Consider the following 19,989-nt stretch of genomic DNA (forward strand, 5'->3'; position numbering starts at 1 on the left):
GCCGAAATCTCCGACATTTGTTATTGCCGTGTAGGGGAATGGCCGGAAGGCTTGCCAGCACACCAGAAAAAGCTTATTCAGAAGCTGCTAAAGTAACTTTCATCCAGTACTCATGTTCATTTCATGATAGGAAAAATCGTATTTATAGACGTTTCAAGAATACGCTGATGCGTTCCAAAGCCATTTCCAACTGTTCTCGTGATGATGCATACGAGCAGCGGATAAAGCCCTCGCCGCCTGGGCCAAATGCGGAACCGGGTACAGTAATGACTCCTTCTTCTTCCAGCAACCGCTTGGCAAACTGCTCTGAACTTAACCCTGTGTGCATAATGGAAGGAAAAGCATAGAAGGCACCGTTTGGTTCGTGACATGGCAGTCCTGTCTGACATAGGCCTTCAACGAACCATTTTCTACGCAGATTGTAAGATTCCATCATACGATCTTTTTCTTCCAGCCCGTTACGCAGGGATTCAATAGCGGCAATTTGCCCGATAATAGGAGCGCACATGGCGGTATATTGATGAATCTTCAGCATAGCTGAAATCAACTCCCTTGGGCCACACACGTAGCCGACCCTCCAACCAGTCATCGCAAATGCTTTGGAAAAGCCGCTGATGAGCAGGGTGCGCTCTTTCATGCCCGGCAGAGCAGCGAAGCTTACATGCTTCTGTCCATAGGTCAGTTCAGCATAAATTTCGTCTGATATGACGACAAGATTATGCTCCTCAACCAGGCGGGCAATCGGTAGCCAATCCTCATAGGTCATCACCCCACCCGTCGGATTATTCGGATAACAGAGAATAAGCACTTTGGAACGTGGAGTCAGCTTGGCTTGGAGTGCCTCAGCTGTCAGCTTGAACTGCTGATCCGCAGAGGTTTCAACCGTTACGGTATGTCCTCCGTTCAGAAACGTGATAGGCGAATACGAAATATAACATGGAGCTGGAATGAGTATTTCATCGTGTGCGGTGATCAGGGCGCGTAGTGCCAAATCCAGTGCTTCACTGCTGCCAATGGTAACCATGATTTCATCTGTCGGGTTATAGGATGTGCTGAAGCTGCTCTCCAGATACCCGGCAATCTCTTCGCGAAGCTCGGGAAGTCCAGCATTCGGTGTGTATGATGTTTTACCATTTTCCAGTGCTGTGATACAGGCCTTTCTGACATGTAGAGGGGTTACAAAGTCAGGTTCACCGACACCAAGCGATACAATATCTTTTCTGCCTGTACTATATTCGAAAAACTTACGGATGCCTGAAGGTGGCATTTCCCGTACAGCTGGAGTCAAAAAATCGGTTATTGATACTGCTGTCGATACATTTGTCATGATGATTTCCTCCTTTTTAAAAAACAAAAAAACCCGCCCCTGTAAAAGGGACGAGTTTATACCCGTGTTACCACCCTAGTTTCATTCCATAGGAAATGACACTCTGTTCACGTATCCATCAATACGTGTTCCGGTTAACGCTGGAAAGGCGGCAGAGCTTACTTCAGGTTCAGCCCGCTTCTCAGAGATGGCGTTCGGCTACCCTCGGAATGTTGGCTTTCACCTGCCCCAACTCTCTGCAAATCCGCTGTATAGCTTACTCGTTCTCGTCATTGAAATTTGTTACCGTATCAAGTTAGGTGTAATTATAAGCACAACATTTCAGGATGGCAAGTCTTTTTTTTATAAACTTTAAAGACACATCATCATCATTGACGACTGGAAAATAACGTATATAGTGGTATCAAGGGGATTGTGCCCCAGATTTCAATGTGTTATATGACTATATTGCCAGAGAGGAATGGTATCCATATGAACGTATTTGAACGCTTTAGCAGTGAAGTTTTGCCGGCGGATTGGAGCTGGATCAATGAGCCGGCTGAGTGGAGATTCGATGATTCCAAGTCTTTGCAAATTTCTGCCCCTTCACAGGCAGATTTCTTTAGGGATCCGTCTGGCGCAGCGACTAAATCGTCCGCACCCTTTTTGCATACAACGCTTCAAGGTGATTTTACAATATGGACGAGGGTCCGTGTTGATATGAAGCAGCCTTATGATTCAGGATGCTTGATGATGATGGCGAATGATACCCACTGGGCTAAGCTGTGTTTTGAATATTTTGAAAGCACTCCATCTATTCTTAGTGTGGTCACTCGGGATACATCCGATGATTGTATCTCTGGGGCGATGGACGTGTCCAATCCGTATTTACGAGTGGCACGAGCTGGAAATTGCTTTGCATTCCATTATTCATCAGACGGTCAGCATTGGAAGCTGGCGAGATATTTTGGTATGAATGTTCCTAACCAGCTAAAAGTTGGAGTTGTTGCTCAATCCCCGGTGGGGGAGGGCTGTGCTGTTACCTTTGATGCCTTGACGATAACAAACCATGTATCCGAGGACATACGAAACGTGGAGTAAATAGACAAAGGCTTTCTCTCTAAGTATGAAAGCGCTATAAAATAGGGCTTGAAAAGACGTATATACGTATACTCAGGCAGGAGGTAGATGGAAACTTGCTGTTAAGAAGGAAGGGCTACAAGCTGCTCAGTTTGTTGGGAGTGCTGCTTGTAGCTACGTTGGGCTGTTTCGGACTCATTATGTATTTACAGTCCACAAGCGGAACAAGGATGTATCAATTTCTGTACTGGGATATATTCCTGGCCTGGGTTCCGGTCTTTATCACTCTGGGAATGATGGCTTTATCCAGACTGCGAAGTACAAAAGTGAGAAGTATTCTTTTATTTTTCTCTTCAATTGTATGGTTGTTTTTTCTGCCGAATGCTCTTTATTTGGTGACTGAGTTACTTCATGCGTTTCGTTTTTACGATGTGAATCCTGATACACGTTTTTGGTTGAACACACAATTTTGGTTTATCTTATTTACGTCTTTTTCAGCAGCAGGGCTGGGCCTTTTTCTTATATCCCTTTGTGTATTGGTGATCCACCATATGCTGAGGAGGATTTGTTCAGGTGGACTCGCATGGGCTGTAGTTTTTGTGTTGTTGTGGCTGGCCAGCATAGGCGTATATATTGGCAGATTTGCTCGCTGGAATAGCTGGGATGTATTATTGCAGCCACTGGTGCTCCTTGCGGATATTTGGAGATGGGGAGTACATGCAGGACCAAGGCTTCATTTGCTGTCCTTTTGCTGGCTGGTGTTTGGGATAGCAGTCATTTTTTATTTATTGATCTATATCTCTTTAAGTGAGAATCAGGATGTTTAGGCCGAGGACATGTATTCAATGAATACAGGCTTCGGCCTTTTTTTTTACATGTAGAGTGTCAGGAGTTAGTGTTGTCCTCCCCGTGTACATCGTAAAGTACGCGTACAAGCAGATCCTGACTGAAATTCCCGAATCTTTTGCCAAAAATAGTGAGCCCACCTTTGTTTTCCGATTGATCGGTTACGGATAAACGGAGTGTAATGTCGCTTTTATAGTTAAGGTTAATATCGTCTATTGTGACTTCGGATATGCGGCACCCGTCAATGAAGCTGCCATGCTGATTGATGCGAATTAATTTGAGCATACCATATTGATTCAAATGCGGTGGCCACCAATCTGGATTCAGAACCCCCGGCACTTCTCCAAAATCTCCGGCGCTGGTCCAGTGCCCAATAGGGATACCGTTAATATGAAAACAAATGTCAGAGGGATATTCCTCACAATAGCAGGGTGCTTCTGAGCCCAGTTCTGCGGAGAATTGAATTTCCTTAAAGGATTGATTCGCTTTCAGATAGTTGGGGATGCGGTATTCCAAAAAACCTTCGGCCATCCAGATCATTTCCGACTCCAGCCGCCCGGGATCTGCAAAATAGCGTGGATCATCAAAATCACCGATTATGCTGTCTCGGGTCACCAATCCACAAGTGGGGGACGCTTGGTAGTTACTATAATGACCTACGCGAATCTCAACCTCATACACATTTTTTTGTTCTCTGCTGCGCAAATCTACCATCAGCTTATCCTTGTTCAAATAACACATTTTTCGGGTACCGTGCTTGCCGCTAACGGTATTGATCTCCACAAGGCCGCATTCTTCCAACTTTCGAATATGCATTGTAATGGTACCGTTGCTCAAATTAAGTTTGTTGGCAATGTCATTCATACTTTGGCCCTGATAAGCAAGTAGCTCGAGAATTTGAATGCGGATTTCTGACCCCAGTGCTTTAAAAATATCTAACCCTGACATTAAGTCCTTAATATAAATCATAGCTATAGACCATCCTTATCTATAAAAATTGTGATGTAAGCGCTTATATTTTTTACTTTGATTTATGTTAAAATAAAATCAAAAAGAAGTAAACTGCTTTTTTGTAAATTTTTTTTACTAAATAAAGAGGGGAGTGAATTAGACTCCAAATTAGAGATTATTTCATAAATGAATCGTATTTAAGTTTTATTTCTAGTTTTTTAGACAAAAATTAACTTAAATACGATTTAATTTTTGCTTTTCATATTACTCTAATCTATGTTTTATAATTATTTAAAAAGATTGAAAAATACATTGACGAACTGAGGAAGGGCATGCTATATTTTGTTTGTAAACGAATTCATTATTGATAAAGTAAAATGTTAATTATATGGTACATGAGAGGGATGATAATCACAGCGGCAATCAACAACGGGTTGTGTACCGCACAGTTAAAGATTAGGCCGAGTGGTATGAAGTTATTTTAACACCAAATGTATGCGGTTTCATTTAAATTTAGGAGGGGTCGCGTTGATAAAGAAAAAAGGTTTTGCAATAGCAATGGTTGTTCTGTTGTTAATGATGGCTGCATTGACTGGTTGTGGCGGGGGAAGTTCCAGTAGTGATGGAAGCAAGGAACTGACATTCATGTTCCGTGGTGGAACAGATGAGCAAAAGGCTTATAAGGAAGTAATTAAGAAATTTGAAGCGGAACATCCTGGCGTAAAGGTTAAAATGGTCGTGACAGCAGCGGACCAATATGCTACAAAGCTTAGAGCTGCGATCACAGGAAATAATCTTCCAGATGTTTTTTATTTTAACCCTGGAGATGTGAAAGCTTATGTAAACAGTGGGGTACTGAAGAACCTCACCCCTTACATTGAGAAGAATAAGGATATAAACCTAGATAACATTTGGAAATACGGTGTGGATTTATATCGCTATGACGGTAAAATGGCCGGTCAAGGAGATATTTACGGTATGCCGAAGGACTTGGGTCCATTCGCACTTGGCTACAACAAAACGATGTTCGAAAAAGCGGGCGTGCCTTTGCCTGATAAAGACAAACCGTATACATGGGATGAGTTCATCAAGGTCAACCAAGAGTTAACCAAAGATACGAATGGTGACGGCAAGCCAGATCAGTACGGTACAGGCTTTAACGTTCAGTGGGCATTACAAGCCTTTGTATGGAGCAATGGGGCGGATTGGCTGGATGAGAGCAAAACCAAAGTAACGGTTGATGATCCGAAATTTGCGGAAGCGCTTCAGTACTTTGCTGACATGCAAAACAAATATAAAATCACACCTGGTATTGAACAATCGCAAACATTGGACACATACCAACGTTGGATGAAGGGCGAAATGGCATTCTTCCCGGTAGGTCCTTGGGATATGAGTACATTTGAAAAACTGCCATTCGAATATGATTTGCTGCCGTTCCCAGCCGGATCGACTGGAAAATCGGCAACATGGATTGGTTCCCTGGGTATCGGTGTTTCCTCTAAAACAAAATATCCAGATGAAGCTGTAGAACTGGTTAATTACCTGACCACTTCCAAAGAAGGAATGAAGCAGCTGGTAGATGCCAAGGTACAAATTCCGAATCTGCTGGACATGGCTGATGAATGGTCCAAAGATACGAAAACCAAGCCTAACAATAAACAGGAATTTATTGATATCGTAAATGACTATGGACGCTCATTACCAGGCAACTATACGTATAATGCAGAATGGTATGATATTTTCTTCACAGATATTCAGCCTGTACTGGACGGCAAAATTACGGCGGCAGATTATCTGAAGCAAGAACAACCGAAAATGCAGAAACTGCTGGATAAAGCGGTGGAGCAAGAGAAAAAATCACAGAAATAATGCGTAAATAGAGGAAAAAAGGATGATGTTAGTGGCTAAATATCATGCTGCTAACATCATCTTCATTCCAAATTAGAAACAGAGGTGAGCCCTGTGATAACCAAATCTAATCTCTACCGCAAAGAGAAGATATATGGATACTTATTTATTCTTCCACCTATTCTCGGTCTGCTAATCTTTACGTTATTCCCGTTTGTCTATTCGTTATACGGCTCTTTTACAGACTGGGACGGATTGGGACAAATGAATTTTATTGGTTTCGACAATTTTAAAGATTTATTTAGCGATGAGCTCTTTTATAAATCGATGTACAATACTCTTTTCTTAATGCTGGGTATTCCAATCGGTCTTGTACTAGCTTTATTGCTGGCACTAGGTTTGAATCGCAAGATTCCAGGTACGACAACATTTCGTGTGATTTACTATATCCCGGTTATTTCTTCGTTGGCTGCCGTTTCTATTATGTGGAACTGGGCATACAACGGAGATTACGGTTTGGTGAACCAATTCCTCGAAATATTCGGTATTAAGGGTCCTAACTGGCTGATGGATAAGGATACGGTCAAACCGGCCTTGATTCTCATGACCGTCTGGAAAGGTCTCGGCTATACGATGCTGCTATATTTGGCAGCCCTGCAAAGCGTGTCTCGCTCTTATTATGAAGCAGCAGAGCTAGATGGAGCTAGCGGATTCCAGATGTTCCGCAATATTACATGGCCAATGGTGAAACCAGTAACCTTCTTTCTGGTCGTAACTAATATCATTGGTGGTTCGCAAATCTTTACTGAAATGAACATTATGACACCTACAGGGGGTCCGGAATACTCATCCGCCTCAATCGTCTTTTATATTTGGGATAAGGCATTTAAAAACCTGCAAATGGGATATGCCTCCGCGATGGCTATGATTCTCGGCATCTTCATTTTTATCGTAACTTTGATTCAATTCAAAATGAATGAAAAATCGTCCTTTGATGGGGATTGATTTTCGCGGAAAGGAGTGAGTCTGATTATGTCCCATAGTCAAAAAACGAAAGTTACCAATACCATTATCTTTATTGTACTAGCGATTGGAGCGATTGTGATGATCGCGCCGCTGCTTTGGATGCTGTCCACTTCGGTGAAAGAAAAGCAGGATGTCTTTGCTCTTCCGCCAGTATGGATACCAGAGGTGTTCCAGTTTGGCAAGTATAAGGAAATTTGGGAAGCAGGACCTTTGTTAAGCGGGATCAAGAACAGCGTGATTGTGGCTGTAAGTGTTACCGTTATAGGTACCTTTACATCCAGTGTGGCCGCTTTTGCATTTGCAAAGCTGAGATTCCCTCATAAAAACAAACTGTTTTTGGCACTCATCGCATCTATGATGATTCCATACCCAACGGTTATGATTCCACAGTTTATGATGTTTTCCAAACTGGGCTGGGTGGATACACTGCTGCCTCTGATTGTTCCAGGTTTGTTCGGAAATGTAGTTATGATCTTTTTCCTGCGGCAGTACTTGCTTAGTGTACCAGATGCCATTATCGAAGCTGCTAAAATTGACGGAAGTTCTTATTTCCGACTCTATTCGTCGATTACGTTCCCGCTCATTAAGCCAGCAGTTGCAGCACAGCTTATTTTATGGTTCATGGGGATTTGGAACGATTATTTGGCACCGATTATTTACTTGAACTCACCAGAAACGCAGACACTGCAGCTGGTTATCGCGAATTTTAATGCGACTTACGCCATTCAGACGGACTATCCGCTTATCATGGCAGCATCAATTATAGCCTTGTTACCTGTACTGATTATATTCTTGATCTTCCAGAAACAAATTATTGAATCGGTTGCCATTTCGGGTGTCAAAGGCTAATTGACACTTGGAGGGTATGGATGAATGATGTAAGGCAGTCACAATATGTAATGGGTAAAGGAAGGAGGAGAATAACAGTTATGGTTATGCTGCTCATGCTTGGTCTATCCGGCTGTGGGGATAACACTCCGGACCCTGTGTATCCGCAGGCTCCGCCTCCCGATCACTTGTATGATCAAAGTACGATTAACGATGAACAGCGCTGGACCATTAACAATGCACATGACCCGGCGATTATCAAAACAAATCAAGGCTATTATGTCTACTCAACGGATGTAAAGACAGGTGGAGAATTGAGACCTGGTGTTATGGTACGCAAATCGACTGATCTGATTCACTGGAACTGGGTTCAGTATGCACTCCCCGGCATTCCAAAGGAAGCGGAGGCGTGGTCATCAGCAACCAATCTGTGGGCACCGGACATCATCAAGATGGGTGATACCTATCGGATGTATTACTCCGCTTCTACCTTTGGCAGCACACGGTCTGCGATCGGATTGCAGACATCCAGCTCCCCGGAAGGCCCTTGGAAGGATGAGGGGCTGGTCGTTAAAACGAGAGAGCATGACAAGCTGAATGCGATTGATGCCAATCCGGTGCTGGATGCAGAGGGAAATCCATGGATGGTATACGGCTCTTTTTTCGGCGGTATTTACATTACGCCGCTTGATCCCCTGACTGGAAAGCTTAAAGAGTCCGGCTATGGCAAAAATATCGCTGCCAGAGATCGGGCAACTGAGGACGGTGCTGTAGAAGGGCCTTACATTGTGTACAATCCAATGTTCCGTAAATACTACTTGTTCGTCTCGTATGATTCTTTGTTCGAGGACTACAATGTTCGCGTTGCTCGCTCAGATTCTATCACAGGGCCTTATGTGGACATGAATGGACATGACATGGCAGATACCAGCTATTTGCCTCAATACGAGATTGGAAACAAGGTATTGGGCGGTTATCGGTTCAGCGAAGGAGAAGGCTGGGTTGCGCCAGGTCACAATTCTGTCCTGAAGGACGGTGCGGATTATTATATTGTACATCATGCGCGGGGAGAAACGGACAAGAGCTGGCCGTACCTGCATGTACGCAAAATATTATGGACGGCAGAGGGCTGGCCGGTCGTCTCTCCGGAGCGGTATGCGGGGGAAAAGGAGCAGGATATACCCAAAAGGCTATTATCCGGCAACTGGGAGCGCATCGTGATAAGGCAGGAAGTAGATGGTCAGGTGGAAGCTGAACCGCTCCGTCTTGAAGATGGAGGGCGGGCAACCAGTGGTTCTCTTGAAGGTCACTGGAGCTTTGATGGCAAGCGTACTCTAACAATGGATTGGAGCAATACATCCGAAGGAACAAAGGAAGAACTGTTATTGCTTCCTTCATGGGACTGGGAGCTCGGTCGCCATACTCTAATTTTCACAGGTATGAATGAAAAGGGAATTTCCATCTGGGGAAAACGTATCAGCGATTAATTGTATGAACTACATACTACACATAGAGGAGAGAAAAACCATGAATCAATCTGTACCCTTTAATAATCCGGTCATTGAGCAACGGGCAGACCCTTGGATTTACAAGCATAGTGACGGATACTATTATTTCACCGGATCTGTGCCAGAGTATGACCGCATTGAGGTTCGACGAGCAAGTACTATTCAAGGCTTGAGTACAGCAGAGCCTGTCGCAGTATGGCACAAATATGAAACGGGCCCGTTAAGTGCGAACATTTGGGCACCGGAAATTCATTATATTAACGACAAATGGTACATTTATTTTGCAGCAGCTCGTACAACGGAAACGAAGGAAGGCCTGTTCGACCACCGGATGTTCGTGCTGGAAAATGATTCAGCTAATCCTCTGGAAGGGGAATGGGTGGAAAAAGGACAGATCAAAACCCGTTGGGAGACGTTCGCTCTCGATGCGACAACCTTCCAGCATAATGGAGTTCTGTATTATGTGTGGGCTCAGAAGGACCCGGACATCGTCGGTAATTCCAATCTGTATATTTCTGAAATGAGCAATCCGTGGACGCTGCGCGGTGAGCAGATCATGATCTCTACTCCTGAATATGATTGGGAAATCATCGGTTTTAAGGTGAATGAAGGAGCAGCGGTTCTGAAACGGAACGGGCGGATCTTTATCAGTTATTCAGCTAGCGCCACAGACCACAATTATTGCATGGGCCTGTTGACAGCAGATGAGAATGCGGATTTACTTGATCCGAAATCATGGACGAAATCACCTGAGCCGGTATTCTGCACCAATGAGGAAACAGGACAATTCGGGCCAGGTCATAACAGTTTTACGGTTGCTGCTGACGGTAGCGATGTAATCGTATATCACGCCCGAAACTACAAGGAAATTACTGGAGACCCGCTGTATGATCCGAATCGTCATACACGTGTTCAGCCGTTCAACTGGAAGGAAGATGGAACACCTGATTTTGGTATTCCAATACCAGATGGCGTTTCTGTTGATAAATAAGCGAAATCTATTATAGATGGTTGACGTGTTACACAGTGGCACTGTAACTTTCTAGAAATCATAGGGAATTATGACTTGGCTGCGTATAACAAGAGTAATAAGATATCTTCTGAGCCTTCAGGCTGGAGGATATCTTTTTGCTTTTGGGACGGCAAGGAGGACTCTTTTCAAAAACTTCGATTTCTGCTATATTTAAATCGTAATATTTACGAATTGATCAAGGGGTGGAAATCTCGTGAACGAGCGGATTGATCCGTTTACCGTTAAAAAGGTTGAATACCTGCTGAATGGCTATATTGCGCTAAAGGTGCCAGGCTACGTGCGTTCTGACGTGCGGCTCATTTATCAAATAGAGGATAACTGTTTGATCTTGACGGAGGAAAGGCCTTCTAATGAAACTGAGTCGTGGGATCGCACGGACATTGTCCAATTTCGCTGGGAGGAAAATCATTGGCATGTATATGCCCGGCAAGAGGCTGAAAGCTGGCAGCGCGTAAAAGAGATTGCACCTAATCCGTGCTTTGAAGAACAGCTCGAACAGGTAGAAATAGATCCTGCAGGTATTTTTTGGACAGGTTAACGAAGTGCAGAATGATAAGTTCGGAAGATGGAGGTAGTGGGAGTCGTCCCGTTAAACTATATATGGGAGTAAACAGGCTGACCGTAACTCCTTATATGGAAGTTACGGTCATTTGTTTTGTCTGGGGTGGCACTGTCTAGTTTACGTTTCCATGTCTTGTCATGGGGCTTGTTACGGGTACTGTAAATCAGGGTATGTGAAACACAGAGCGTGATAACGAGTGGGGAGCGGTGTGTAGTGAATGAGCAGCATCGACCGGAACCTGAGATAAGACAAGTAGAGCGGGAGTGTGAAGCATTGTATCCAAAAGGCAGATCCCGAATTGCACTGACAGGCGCCAGTGGTTATATCGGGCATAATCTGCTGCAGAGGCTGACTGAGCATGCAGATGTCATTGCCTTATCCCGCAGTGGAGATCAGCGTAAAAATACAGAGCACGTGGAATGGCGCTCGTGTAATTTTTTTCCATGGAGGATGCAAATCAAGGATTACATGGAGCGGATTATACCGTATATCTCATTCATTCCATGCTGCCCTCGGCGAAGCTGACACAAGGAACATTTGAGGATATGGATGTGATTTTGGCAGAGCATTTTGCCCGGGCAGCGCGTAATAACGGGGTGAAGCAGATTGTATACTTGAGCGGTATCCTTCCCGAGCATACAAGTGAGGATGAACTATCCCGACATTTACGCAGCCGTCTGGAGGTTGAGCGTGTATTGAAGTCTTTTGGAGTACCTGTAACCACAATTCGTGCAGGCTTGATCGTCGGCCCACAGGGTTCATCGTTTCCAATTTTGGTCAAGCTCGTTTGCAGATTACCAGTCATGATTCTGCCTCGTTGGACCCGAACCAAGACCCACCCGATTGCATTGGAGGATATTTTGAATGCGCTGGATCGGAGCATCGGCAACCGTACTCTTGATGAACAAATTATAGACGTAGGCGGGCCGGAGGTTATGACATATAGAGAAATGATGCAAAGAACAGCGGAAATAATGGATAAAAAGCGTCGCTTTTTTAATGTGCCGTTGCTGACGATCAAACTGTCCCGCCTTTGGGTTACCCTAGTGACTGGAGCCCCCAAAGAGATGGCTTATCCGCTGATTGAAAGCTTGGCTCATCCGATGGTGGCGCAACGGAAACATAAGGTTCAAGGCATCAGCGATGGGAAGATTTCCTTTGACAAAGCAGCTCGAACCTCACTCGAGCAGGAAGAAGAATATCGGCATAAGAAGAATTCCCATAGCAAGTCCAAAAAGCCGTTAAAGTCAGTAATTCGATCATTAAAATCTGATGTACGCTCGGTGCAACGGATCAAACTCCCGCCTGGTAAGGATGCAACATGGGCCGGGGAACGCTATTTGGCCTGGCTTCCGGTCTTTGCAAAACCTTGGGTGCGTGTCGAGACAGGAGGCCCGGATACCTATCAGTTGTATCTCTTGGGTAGTCGAAAGCCGTTGTTAGAAATGATTTATGACCGTGCGCAGAGCACCTCTGAGTTTGCACTCTATCGAATCACAGGAGGTACTTTTGCCACTGTAAAGGAAGACCATCGCGGCAGGCTTGAGTTCCTGCAAATTCCCGGTACAAATATTTGTGTCGTAGCCATTCATGATTATGTGCCATCGCTGCCTTGGTTTATTTATAAATATACACAGGCCAAAGTACATTTGGGGGTTATGTATGCGTTTGGCAAGTATGTCAAGCGGTTGATTGATACAAATGTTTAATATTTTCCACGAGATGGAAGCTACAAATGTATGGTAAAGTGTAATATATACAAGGTTTTATCCAAATGTCCTATCCAAAGTCTCCTGTGCATACCGAATCCGAATCACACGAGGTGAGAAAAATGCTGCAATCGTTAAAAGCCATTGCTAATTACAGGAAAGAAAATGATCTGGCCTGGGATACACCGACTTGGTTAAAGCTGCTTGTTTCGGCTGAGGAGCGTATTGTAAATTTGGAACGCATTCGATCTATAGGTGAGTTAAAGGATGCGAATCCTGTACTGGATTACGTGGAGCGTACGTTGCTTATTTTGGACGGACTTCCATTGTCATTCTGGGTTAAAGAGCTACTGGAGGATGTATTGGTGTGGTCTGAGACAGCCAAAGGAGGTACAGTCCGCGAACGGCTACGCTGGCAGCATGAGGGCATTAATTTATTTGTACATAATATCGGCTCCTCCCAACTGTATGTCAGACAGGCCCAAGCGGAGTCCCCTGCGTACCCGCGCAATAGCATGACCCGAATTCTGATTGAGACGCATGGATTGATCGGGCAATATATACGGGGAGAAATTCCTTTTGCGGAAAATCGACTGCTGCTTGAAATTACTCGTAAGGGCTGGCTGAGCTCTGAGGAACTGGAGCTTGTTTTACGGGCCCTGAACGAGTGTATTATCGCCGGGGTAGAACCTGCATTATGGGACCAAGTACGCAGTGAAGTAGAGCAGCTGATCGGCTGGATTGCATGGGATAACGCACCTGTAGTCTGGAGTGTAAAGGAGCGACTGGAGAGATTACGGTCGGTTTCAATTCATGAAGGAGAGCCGTTCGAGCAGGCTTACACAGAACTAGAGCGGGAGTTGAATGTAGAGAAGGCGCTGGCTCCGTTGGAGAATCGGACACTTTGGTATGTAGAATCAGCTTTGCAGGATTTTTCACTTCAAGAACTGGTAAAGGTATTCTTACTCACATTAAGGGATGGGACGGGGCAGGAACAGCCTGCGACCGTTCGCCATATCAGTTTCGAATCGCTTATGAATACGATGTATTATGACTATCGTGGTGTCAAGAAAATTAACGTATATAAAAAACGAATGATAGAAAAATATTTAAGTGCACTGTCTTGGCAGGACATCTCAAAAGGGAAACGGGAGCATAATCCTCATTTGAGTGTGATCGTGGAGCACAAAGAGGAGCTGCCGAGTACTGTATTTTTTAATTTTGTATTTTCATCTGCGGCTGAGAAACTAATCGATTTTTGTATTGAAGCAGAAAAAACGCCTCTGTATGACAAAGCAGTCCTGCTGCTGTTCGATCTGTTCGGATTACGGCGTGATGCTTATGATCGCTTTCACAATGAGGAAACATATCTTACAGATATGAACCAGACCGTAGATTATAAAAGGGTCATTTTAGATTACGTGACGGGAACCCGCATACTGGATATTGGACCCGGCGGGGGCGTGCTACTGGATCTGATCGAACAGGAAAGACCAGATGCGAAGCCATTAGGTCTTGATATTTCTGTGAATGTCATTGAGGCACTTAAACGTAAAAAGCAATTGGAGCGCCATCGTTGGGATGTCATCAAAGGAGATGCGCTTCGGTTGGAGGAATATGTGGAAACGGGGAGCATGGACACGGTCATCTTCTCTTCGATTCTTCACGAGCTCTATTCCTACATCGAACGAGATGGAATTCGGTTCAATCCACAAACGGTGGAGGCTGCTTTGCAGAGTGCCTATCGTGTGCTTGCACCCGGCGGGCGTATCATCATTCGTGACGGTATTATGACCGAACCAGTAGAGCAGCGCAGACGAATTCGATTCTTGGAGCCGGACGGAATGGAATGGCTGATGCGGTATGCGCAAGATTTTGCGGGACGCCACATTGAAATAGAGCGTGTGGGTGAGCATGAGGCTGTTTTGCCAGTGAACGATGCGATGGAATTTCTATATACCTATACATGGGGGGCGGAAGCCTATGTGCATGAAGTGCAGGAGCAGTTTGGTTATTTTACCCCGTCACAGTATGAAGAGTGTATCCGTAACACACTTGGATCACAAGCGATTATCCGGGTGAGCCGCCATTATTTACAGGAGGGCTATGCCGAGGCGCTGTCCAGCCGTGTTGAGTTCATGGATGAGCAGGGCCAGCGGGTTCCTTTGCCAGACAGTACCTGTCTGATCGTGATTGAGAAGCCGAATAATAGGGCTGGAATTGCTGAATGATTTTTAATTTGAACAAGAGAATGCCTTCTGATTTGTGCCAAGCACGATTGGAAGGCATTTTTTAGAAAGCTAGTGGAGGTGTGTTCATGTATGTCCTCGCAGGTGGAAATATCCGGGTATGACCCGCAGTGGGCTGAAGAGTATATGCGAGAGCAAAGGAAAATTGTAGAGGCTCTCAAAGATGTATGTGTTGGCATAGAGCATATCGGTAGTACGTCCGTTCCTAATCTGGGAGCCAAGCCTATTATTGATATTATGGTTGGAGTAGAAGAGTTGGCAAGTCTTCAATCCGAACATCGAGAGCGTCTACAAGGGTTTCAATATGAATATGTACATAAGCCTGATTTTCCAGAGAGAGCTTTCTTTCGCCGTGGAGAATGGGGAGCTGGGACTCATCACTTGCATATTTACAAGTATAAAGGTGAGCATTGGGAAAACCATCTATTGTTCAGAGATTACTTAAAAGCGCATCCTGATAGCCTGCGAGCGTATGATACTTTAAAAAAAGATTTGGCGTGCCAATTCAAATATGACCGTGCAGCGTATACCGAAGCCAAAGGACCATTCATTCGGCAGGTGGTTGAGCGAGCGAAGCTTGAAAGATATAGGCAGGGACAGATGAATTCTTAGTACGCATGGACAAGGTGGAGGAATGATGAAGAATATGATGCTTGATGCACAGGTAACGCCGAATGGTTTAAAAGACAGAATGATGCTGCTGTCAGCGCTGGACATTATATTGTCTCCAGAAGATTGGTTACGCACGTATCGTATGCAGTCTGAATGGTCTGGTGATGTATGCCTGGGTGAGGTGAACAACGGCGCGGGAGATACGATTCATATGCTATGGACGCGTGGAGGTGTGCTGTTGAAGGGTTTTGACCACGAATCCCCTGTAAGTCCTCATGCGAGAGACGAATATGAGGTCTGGCCGGGCATGTACGACGGTGTGCCTGATGATATGATGGAGCTTTTGGAAGACGAAGCCCTGGAGAAGGAGGACGTTACCTTTTGTATGTGGAGGAAAGCGGAAGATAAGGAGTGGCGTATGGGCAATGCGAACATTCCCGAGGCGTATGACGATGGCTCATCCTTTTTGCTGGGGAAAATTATAGTTACACCGGAGGAATATCAGGATTGGGCTGAAAGTTACTATGAGTTGCCGATTTCTCTAGGAGTGGTAAGCCAGATTTTCAACGGCGTTCCGATCACTGCACAGATGATCTCTGCGCTTCATCCACAGCGTAACGTTACGGAAGCGATAAAGGAGCTAAAGCAGCTTGGCGTTCAAGTGCATGAAAGCTAAGAATACAGATTTGTTTTTCTTGACAAGTTTTGTATATAATACAGGAGAAATGGCTGGGTAATCACCTCGAGTTAAAGGAGCTGTGTTGAAGATGTCCAAACGTTTGATTCCTTACATCACGATGGATGGAAATGCAAAAGAAGCAATCGAATTTTATGAAGAGGCATTGGATGCTCAACTGCTTTTTATTCAAACCTTTGGGGAAATGCCGGAAAACCCCGATTTTCCCATTCCCGCAGAGGTCAAGGAACGTGTGGGACATGCTACCCTTAAAGTGGGTGAGACAGAGCTCATGTTTTCTGATACCTTTCCCGGATCACCGTTTAGCAGCGGGAATCAGGTGAGTATCTGTATTACAACCGATAGTGTGGAGCAAGCTCAAAAAATGTTTGATGCTCTACAGCAAGGAGGACAGGTGGGAATGCCTTTGCAGGAAACTCATTTTAGTCCCGCTTATGGGAATGTAACAGACAAGTTTGGTGTCACCTTTCAAATGTTCACAGAGGCTCAGTCTTAAGAAATGAAAAACGGCTCGATTCCGCTACTTTAGCGATCTGGCCGTTTTTTTTTACGTATAGTTCAATTCCTAGAATAAATAATGATTTTAATATTGTTGAAATAGAAACAAAAATATATTATATTATGTTGTTAATGCACCAACGGGTGGGAGGACAGGCCATGAACAAAGAAGAACAGGTCATAATGGGTTTCAGGGACTTATATAACAAGATGGTTTGGCTTAATAAGGATAAGATGGAAGACAGTCTTAAGGGTTATAAGTCTTCTGAAGTACATTGCATCGAATACATTGAAAGAAATGTAGATTCCAACGTAACAAAACTTGCGGAGTCCCTTTATATGACTAGCGGTGCCATAAGTAAAATAACTAAGAAGCTCATAAAAAGAGGCATTATCGAAAGCTACCAGAAGCCGGATAACAAGAAAGAAATCTATTTTAGGCTTACGGAGCAAGGGAAAGTAATCTATAAAATCCATGAGGAACTGCACAAAGAGTTTCAAGAGCGGGATAAAGCTGTATTTGAGCAGGTAACTGAGGAGCAATTTGACAGTATGATTAGCTTCCTGGAAAAGTATAGTAGGCATTTGGATGCAGAAATAAAGAAACAGGGTGTAGATATTAAGTCGGAATAAATTTGAATAATGAAAATCAAACCACAGGCAGCTGGGTTCTATTGAGAACGGGCTGCATTTTTTTTGCTACTGTTTTGTTGCCGAGGAAGCAAAACTGTGATACGATATTTTTGCTTCCGAGGAAATAAAAACATAGCTTTTGAGGGGAGAATTTAATGTTCAAATTTAGATCACACCATGAACAGAACACAGAACAAACCGTAGATAAACACGCTTTAATATTCGGTCTTATCTCTGTGTTTCTTTGCGGAATAGGCTTCAGTATCATAGCACCTGTCGTCCCATTCTTAGTACAGCCTTATATAAGCAATCCGGGACAACAAGCTATCGTTGTCACGCTGCTGACCTCTGTTTATGCCTTCTGCGTGTTTTTTGCGGCCCCCGTACTTGGAGCTCTGAGTGACAAATATGGCCGTCGTACATTGCTCTTAGTATGCCTTTTGGGTTCCGCAATCGGGTACTTGGTTTTTGGCATAGGAGGAGCTCTATGGGTACTATTTGCGGGACGCATAATAGAGGGGATAACAGGTGGGAGCATAAGCACGATCTTCGCATATTTTGCAGACATCATTCCTCCAGAACAGAGAACCAAATACTTTGGATGGGTGAGTGCGGTTGTAGGTGTAGGCACTGTCATTGGCCCAACTCTAGGCGGATTACTTGCCAAGTTTGGTTATTCTGTACCTATGTATTTTGGAGCAATCATAACTTTATTGAATGTTGTTTATGGATTCTTTTTTATGCCAGAGAGCCTTGCCAAGAATAATAGACTGAAAGAGATTACCTTTGTAAGACTGAATCCACTTACACAGCTTGCAAACATACTTTCCATGAAAAACTTAAAAAGGCTACTTGTCTCGGCGTTCTTACTTTGGATACCCAACGGATCTTTACAGGCCGTTTTTTCACAATTTACAATGGATACCTTCGGTTGGAAGCCTGCACTAATCGGACTTATGTTTTCAATTATGGGCTTCCAAGACATCATTTCACAAGGTTTCATCATGCCAAAGCTTTTGATAAAACTTAATGATAAACAGATAGCCATTCTTGGAATGGTTTCGGAGATTATAGGCTACAGTCTTATTGCGCTATCTACTTTGTTCTCATTCTATCCTCTTTTTATCGCTGGAATGTTTATATTTGGTTTTGGTGATTCGATCTTTGGGCCTTCATTCAATGGGATGCTCTCCAAGTCTGTCGATTCTAGTGAACAAGGAAGGATTCAAGGAGGTAGTCAATCTATTCAGGCTTTAGCAAGAATGATTGGGCCTATCATTGGAGGTCAAATCTATGTGTCACTTGGTCATGCCGCACCCGCTTTTATGGGTATGATCCTTATAGCAGCGGCAATACCAGTTTTATATAAGCGAACGCAAGTAAATGAGGATTTTGCAAAAATCCCATAAGCGACTTCCAATGAACAAGATATAGATCGAAATGGTTTAGTTCGTCTATATCTTGCACTTCGGAGCGACTGGAATCGAATTTTGCAAAATCCTGAAATATGTAAACTATCTACTTTGTTTACAGTCTGAGCCATCCGCATGCGGACGGCTCTTCATAGTATCACCTTGCTAAATTAATTTCACGTATTTGTACTTATACGCCAAAATTAAAATCATCATCTGTCAGCGGCTCTACATTCATCGCCCGCACATAGCCGTTTCCTTTTTTAGAAAAGAAATCATGCTGCTTAGTGTGGGTGCTGATACCGTTGAATACAATGGGATTAACTTCTTCTTCTTCAAACAGTGGATCAAAGCCCAAGTTCATCATGGCCTTGTTGGCGTTGTAGCGCAAAAAGACTTTCACATCGTCTACGAGTCCAATAGGAGTGTAAATTTGCTCGGTGTATTGTTCCTCGTTATTGTGCAAGTAGCGGAGCAAGCCTACCAGCGTCTGGTAAAGATCACGTTGTTCTTCCTCGGCCAATTCTGCATAAATCTCCTGTGCCAGTACACCTACGTACACACCGTGAATACTTTCATCCCGCAGGATCAAATCGATAATTTCTCCACTGCATGTCAGCTTGCCCTGGCCCGCCAGATAAAGAGGGTAGAAGAAGCCGCTATAAAATAAATAGCTTTCTAACAGCACCGAAGCTGCCATCGCAAGATACAGGTCTTTGGGTGTGTGGATATTCATATAATACTGACGAATGGTTTCTGCCTTGGTTTGGAGATGTGGATTTTCTTCCACCCAGCGGAACACACCGTCAATTTCTTCCGTGGAAGCTAGCGTTGTAAAGATGCTACTGTACGACTTGGCATGAATTTGTTCCATCATCGCCATAAAGCTTAGTACGGCTTTGCGTTGCAGTCCGTCCACATGCTCCATAATTTGCGGCATACCCACGCCGCCTTGAATGGTATCCAGTAGCGTCAATCCGCCCAGCACCTTCATGTAGGCTTCTTTTTCGATATCACTGAGGGTTACCCAGGACATTTTATCGTCAGACAACGGGATTTCATCATCCGTCCAAAATTGCATAATGTTCTGGTTCCAGAACATCAGTGTGAAATCATCGTCCGAGCGATTCCAGTTTACAGCTTGTATACCTGTCATTGTTAGCATTCTCCCTTCAGCTTGCGAGATTC

Annotated in this window: 19 protein-coding genes and 1 other annotated feature; of the genes, 16 read left to right on the plus strand and 3 right to left on the minus strand. The window is 44.2% G+C overall.

Going from position 1 to position 19,989, the window contains the following annotated elements; genetic code table 11:
* Nucleotides 1–142: 142 nt before the first annotated feature.
* Nucleotides 143–1,327, minus strand: a complete 1,185-nt coding sequence (locus JOE49_RS14660) for an aminotransferase class I/II-fold pyridoxal phosphate-dependent enzyme (RefSeq protein ID WP_209941659.1) — start codon at nt 1,325–1,327, stop codon at nt 143–145.
* A 43-nt stretch (nt 1,328–1,370) separates the two neighbouring features.
* Nucleotides 1,371–1,609: a binding site (T-box leader), on the minus strand.
* A gap of 189 nt (nt 1,610–1,798) precedes the next feature.
* On the opposite strand from JOE49_RS14660, the gene JOE49_RS14665 reads away from it, so the two are divergent.
* Together JOE49_RS14665 and JOE49_RS14670 are read left to right on the plus strand one after the other, a co-directional pair.
* A complete protein-coding gene (locus JOE49_RS14665; RefSeq protein ID WP_069080857.1) occupies nt 1,799–2,407 on the plus strand; it encodes a DUF1349 domain-containing protein in 609 nt (202 codons plus the stop codon).
* A gap of 95 nt (nt 2,408–2,502) precedes the next feature.
* Nucleotides 2,503–3,213: a DUF1361 domain-containing protein gene (locus tag JOE49_RS14670; protein ID WP_209941661.1), complete on the plus strand. Its 711-nt coding sequence runs from the start codon at nt 2,503–2,505 to the stop codon at nt 3,211–3,213.
* Between the two features lie 58 nt (nt 3,214–3,271).
* Here the strand turns inward: JOE49_RS14670 and JOE49_RS14675 are convergent, their stop codons facing one another.
* Entirely contained in the window at nt 3,272–4,201 is a 930-nt protein-coding gene (locus tag JOE49_RS14675; RefSeq protein WP_023988069.1) for an ArsR/SmtB family transcription factor, read from the minus strand.
* Nucleotides 4,202–4,711: 510 nt separating this feature from the next.
* Between JOE49_RS14675 and JOE49_RS14680 the strand changes: the two genes are divergently transcribed.
* From JOE49_RS14680 to JOE49_RS14740, 14 genes are all read left to right on the plus strand, one after another.
* Complete coding sequence (locus JOE49_RS14680; RefSeq protein ID WP_023988070.1) at nt 4,712–6,055, plus strand: ABC transporter substrate-binding protein; 1,344 nt, start codon at nt 4,712–4,714, stop codon at nt 6,053–6,055.
* Nucleotides 6,056–6,148: 93 nt separating this feature from the next.
* Complete coding sequence (locus tag JOE49_RS14685; protein WP_023988071.1) at nt 6,149–7,039, plus strand: carbohydrate ABC transporter permease; 891 nt, start codon at nt 6,149–6,151, stop codon at nt 7,037–7,039.
* A gap of 27 nt (nt 7,040–7,066) precedes the next feature.
* The gene (locus tag JOE49_RS14690; protein WP_023988072.1) at nt 7,067–7,909 is read left to right on the plus strand and encodes a carbohydrate ABC transporter permease; all 843 of its coding nucleotides are present in this window, start codon (nt 7,067–7,069) and stop codon (nt 7,907–7,909) included.
* 80 nt (nt 7,910–7,989) lie between these two features.
* Nucleotides 7,990–9,375: an arabinan endo-1,5-alpha-L-arabinosidase gene (locus tag JOE49_RS14695; RefSeq protein ID WP_209943626.1), complete on the plus strand. Its 1,386-nt coding sequence runs from the start codon at nt 7,990–7,992 to the stop codon at nt 9,373–9,375.
* 40 nt (nt 9,376–9,415) lie between these two features.
* Entirely contained in the window at nt 9,416–10,387 is a 972-nt protein-coding gene (locus JOE49_RS14700; protein ID WP_209941663.1) for a glycoside hydrolase family 43 protein, read from the plus strand.
* A gap of 235 nt (nt 10,388–10,622) precedes the next feature.
* Entirely contained in the window at nt 10,623–10,967 is a 345-nt protein-coding gene (locus tag JOE49_RS14705) for a DUF3024 domain-containing protein (RefSeq protein WP_233903857.1), read from the plus strand.
* 237 nt (nt 10,968–11,204) lie between these two features.
* Nucleotides 11,205–11,516: an NAD-dependent epimerase/dehydratase family protein gene (locus JOE49_RS26800; protein WP_348635859.1), complete on the plus strand. Its 312-nt coding sequence runs from the start codon at nt 11,205–11,207 to the stop codon at nt 11,514–11,516.
* Entirely contained in the window at nt 11,435–12,700 is a 1,266-nt protein-coding gene (locus tag JOE49_RS14710; RefSeq protein ID WP_348635860.1) for a Rossmann-fold NAD(P)-binding domain-containing protein, read from the plus strand. Before JOE49_RS26800 ends, JOE49_RS14710 begins: the two co-directional genes overlap by 82 nt.
* Nucleotides 12,701–12,822: 122 nt before the next feature.
* Nucleotides 12,823–14,931, plus strand: coding sequence for a class I SAM-dependent methyltransferase (locus tag JOE49_RS14715; protein ID WP_209943628.1), 2,109 nt, complete (start codon nt 12,823–12,825; stop codon nt 14,929–14,931).
* Nucleotides 14,932–15,021: 90 nt separating this feature from the next.
* Nucleotides 15,022–15,561, plus strand: a complete 540-nt coding sequence (locus JOE49_RS14720; RefSeq protein ID WP_209941665.1) for a GrpB family protein — start codon at nt 15,022–15,024, stop codon at nt 15,559–15,561.
* Between the two features lie 22 nt (nt 15,562–15,583).
* The gene (locus JOE49_RS14725) at nt 15,584–16,237 is read left to right on the plus strand and encodes a hypothetical protein (protein ID WP_245248382.1); all 654 of its coding nucleotides are present in this window, start codon (nt 15,584–15,586) and stop codon (nt 16,235–16,237) included.
* 91 nt (nt 16,238–16,328) lie between these two features.
* Nucleotides 16,329–16,754, plus strand: coding sequence for a VOC family protein (locus JOE49_RS14730; RefSeq protein WP_023988080.1), 426 nt, complete (start codon nt 16,329–16,331; stop codon nt 16,752–16,754).
* 161 nt (nt 16,755–16,915) lie between these two features.
* The gene (locus tag JOE49_RS14735) at nt 16,916–17,389 is read left to right on the plus strand and encodes a MarR family transcriptional regulator (protein WP_023988081.1); all 474 of its coding nucleotides are present in this window, start codon (nt 16,916–16,918) and stop codon (nt 17,387–17,389) included.
* 155 nt (nt 17,390–17,544) lie between these two features.
* Nucleotides 17,545–18,798 (plus strand): MFS transporter, encoded by a 1,254-nt coding sequence (locus JOE49_RS14740; protein WP_209941667.1) that lies wholly within the window; start codon nt 17,545–17,547, stop codon nt 18,796–18,798.
* Nucleotides 18,799–18,991: 193 nt separating this feature from the next.
* On the opposite strand, the gene nrdF is transcribed toward JOE49_RS14740, so the two are convergent.
* Nucleotides 18,992–19,957 carry a class 1b ribonucleoside-diphosphate reductase subunit beta gene (gene nrdF, locus JOE49_RS14745; protein WP_025723500.1) on the minus strand — a complete coding sequence of 322 codons (966 nt, stop codon included), beginning with the start codon at nt 19,955–19,957 and terminating at the stop codon, nt 18,992–18,994.
* Between the last annotated feature and the right edge of the window lie 32 nt (nt 19,958–19,989).

The sequence above is a fragment of the Paenibacillus sp. PvR133 genome, assembly GCF_017833155.1.
Classification (GTDB): domain Bacteria; phylum Bacillota; class Bacilli; order Paenibacillales; family Paenibacillaceae; genus Paenibacillus; species Paenibacillus polymyxa_B.